Here is a 2,612-nt window from a genome sequence, read left to right on the forward strand (position 1 = left end):
GCACGCTGGGCCGGGTGCTGGACATGCAGTGGGACTTGCAGCGCGTGCCGCCGCTGGATGCGCTGGTGCATGACAGCTGCTACACCAGCTTCGTGATGCAGCTGCAAACGGCCGCTCCCCAGGCCGAGCTGCAGGAGGCCTTCAGCTTTGTCGAGGAGGACTGCGACTACCAGCTGCAGGACCTGGACCAGCTGCACCAGCAGCTGCGCAGCAATATCGATGAGCTGTCCGATGTGCCCCGCCTGGGTGACTTGCTGACTGCGGCCGGTGCCGTTTCGCAAACCGATCTGCATGCGGTGCTACAGAACCAGGCCAGGGCGCAGTCCGAAGGTGCGGACCCCGACAGCTACAAGCTGGGCACCCTGCTGGTGGAGCAGGCCGGAGTGGCCCCGGAACTGGTCACCGCCGCTTTGGGCAAACAGCAAAAAATCCGCGACAAACACACCGGTGATGAGGCCCGCTTCATCCGCGTGCAGGCCGAGCGCCTGGACACCGTGATCAACCTGCTGGGTGAGCTGGTGATAGCCGGTGCCGGCTCCGGCGCGGCCCTGGCGGCTTTCGACAACCAGGACCCAGCCGCGCTGGAGGCCCTGTTGGAAACCCTGACCGAGTCGAACCAGAACATGAACCGGCTGATCGAGGAAATCCGCAACAGCACCCTGGGCCTGCGCATGGTGCCGGTGGGTGAGACCTTTGCCCGCTTCAAGCGCGTGGTGCGCGATACCGCCTCTGCCTTGGGCAAGGACGTGCAGTTCGAGATCCTGGGGGGCGAGACCGAGCTGGACAAATCCATGGTGGAAAAGATTGCCGACCCGCTCATGCACCTGGTGCGCAACGCCCTGGACCACGGGCTGGAGACGCCCCAAGTCCGGCTTGAGGCGGGCAAGCCGGCCAGCGGCCACCTGACTTTGAGCGCGCGCCACGAGGCCGGCTCCATCCTGATCCGCATACAGGACGATGGTCGCGGCATCCACCGCCAGCGGGTCTTGCAGCGGGCCTGGGACAAGGGCCTGGTGGAGCGCGACGTGGTGCCTTCGGATGAGGCCATCCACATGCTGATTTTCGAGCCCGGCTTTTCCACGGCCGAGCAGGTTACGAACCTGTCGGGCCGGGGTGTGGGCATGGACGTGGTGCGCAGCAATATCGAGGCCCTGCGCGGCAGCCTGAAGTTGCACAGCGTAGAGGGCAAAGGGCTGACGGTGGACATCCGCCTGCCCCTGACCCTGGCCATCATCGACGGCTTTCTGGTCGGCGTGGGCGACGCCAAGTTCGTGCTGCCGCTGCAGTCGGTGGTGGAGGTCATAGAGTCCGAGGCCCACAGCGGCATGGTGGACGCGCAAGGGCGCCACTGCGTGGAGCTGCGCGGCGCCGTGCTGCCGGTGGTGCGCCTGAAGTCCCTCTATGACATCGAATCGGCCGCGCCGGAGCGCGTCAGCATCGTGGTGGTGCAGTCCGGCGCCGGCCAGTACGGCATCGAGGTGGAGGTCTTGCTGGGCCAGCACCAGACCGTCATCAAACCCTTGGGCAGCCTCTTTAAAACCGTGCGCGGCCTCTCCGGCTCGGCCATTCTGGGCAGCGGCGAGGTGGCCTTGATCATTGATGTGCTGGCACTGGCCCAACTGGTGGCCGCCCAGCCGCCTTCCGGTGTCCGCCGGCCTTCTTCACCCAGCGCAGTGCGCGCCGACCTTATCCAAAATACTTCAGGAGAAACAGCATGACCACAACGCAACACGACTCATGGGTGACACGGCTGGTGGCCGGCAACGCACTGGACAGCTCGCGCCAGGCGCTGGAGAGCCAGGCCACGGCACGCCGCGCCGCCGAAGTCGAACTGGCCGCGCAGGAGGCCGCGCGCCGTGCGGCGGAGGCCGAGCTGGTCACACTGCGCGCCCGCCTGGCCGAGGTCGAGTCCGAGCTCAAGGTGCGCACCGACATCATGAACATCACCAGCATCGTCTCCGAGTCGGACAAGAAGGGCGACATCCTGTCCATCAACGAGAAGTTCATGGAGGTCTCCAAGTATTCCAAGGACGAGCTGATTGGCCGTCCGCACAACACCACGCGCCATCCCGACATGCCCAAGGAGACCTTCAAGCAACTCTGGTCCACCATTGGCCGGGGCGACATCTTCCGCGGCATCATCAAGAACCGCGCCAAGGACGGCACGCCCTACTATGTGGACGCGGTGGTGGCGCCCATCCTGGGTGAGAACGGCAAGCCCATGAAGTACCTGGGCGTGCGCTACGACATCACCGCCGCCGAGCTGGAGCGCCACAATGCCCGCGGCATTCTGGCCGCCATCGACAATGCCTATGCCTACATCGAGTTTGACCTCACCGGTCGGGTCCTGAGCGCCAACAAGAACTTCCTGCAGCTGCTGGAGTACCAGGCCGACGAGGTGGTGGGCAAGCACCACCGCATGTTTGTGGAGCCAGCCCAGGTCGCGCTGCCGGCCTATGCCCAGTTCTGGCGTGACCTCAACGAGGGCCGCTCGCAAAGCGAGGTGTTCAAGCGCATCACCAAGAGCGGCCGCGAGGTCTGGATCCAGGCCGTGTACGCGCCCGTCAGCGATGAAATGGGTCGCTCCGTGAAGATCGTCAAGATCGCCACCG

At 65.3% G+C, this 2,612-nt stretch carries 2 protein-coding genes; both read left to right on the forward strand.

Annotated elements, in window-relative coordinates; all coding sequences use genetic code 11:
• Positions 1–1,718 (forward strand): chemotaxis protein CheA (locus tag AB3X43_RS09900; protein WP_369429678.1); only part of this gene is annotated, 1,718 nt, incomplete at its 5' end.
• Positions 1,715–2,612: PAS domain-containing protein (locus AB3X43_RS09905; RefSeq protein WP_369429679.1), on the forward strand; the 898-nt coding region annotated here is incomplete at its 3' end. The genes AB3X43_RS09900 and AB3X43_RS09905, both read left to right, overlap by 4 nt.

Source organism: Sphaerotilus sp. (assembly GCF_041083715.1).
Taxonomy (GTDB): Bacteria; Pseudomonadota; Gammaproteobacteria; order Burkholderiales; family Burkholderiaceae_C; genus Sphaerotilus.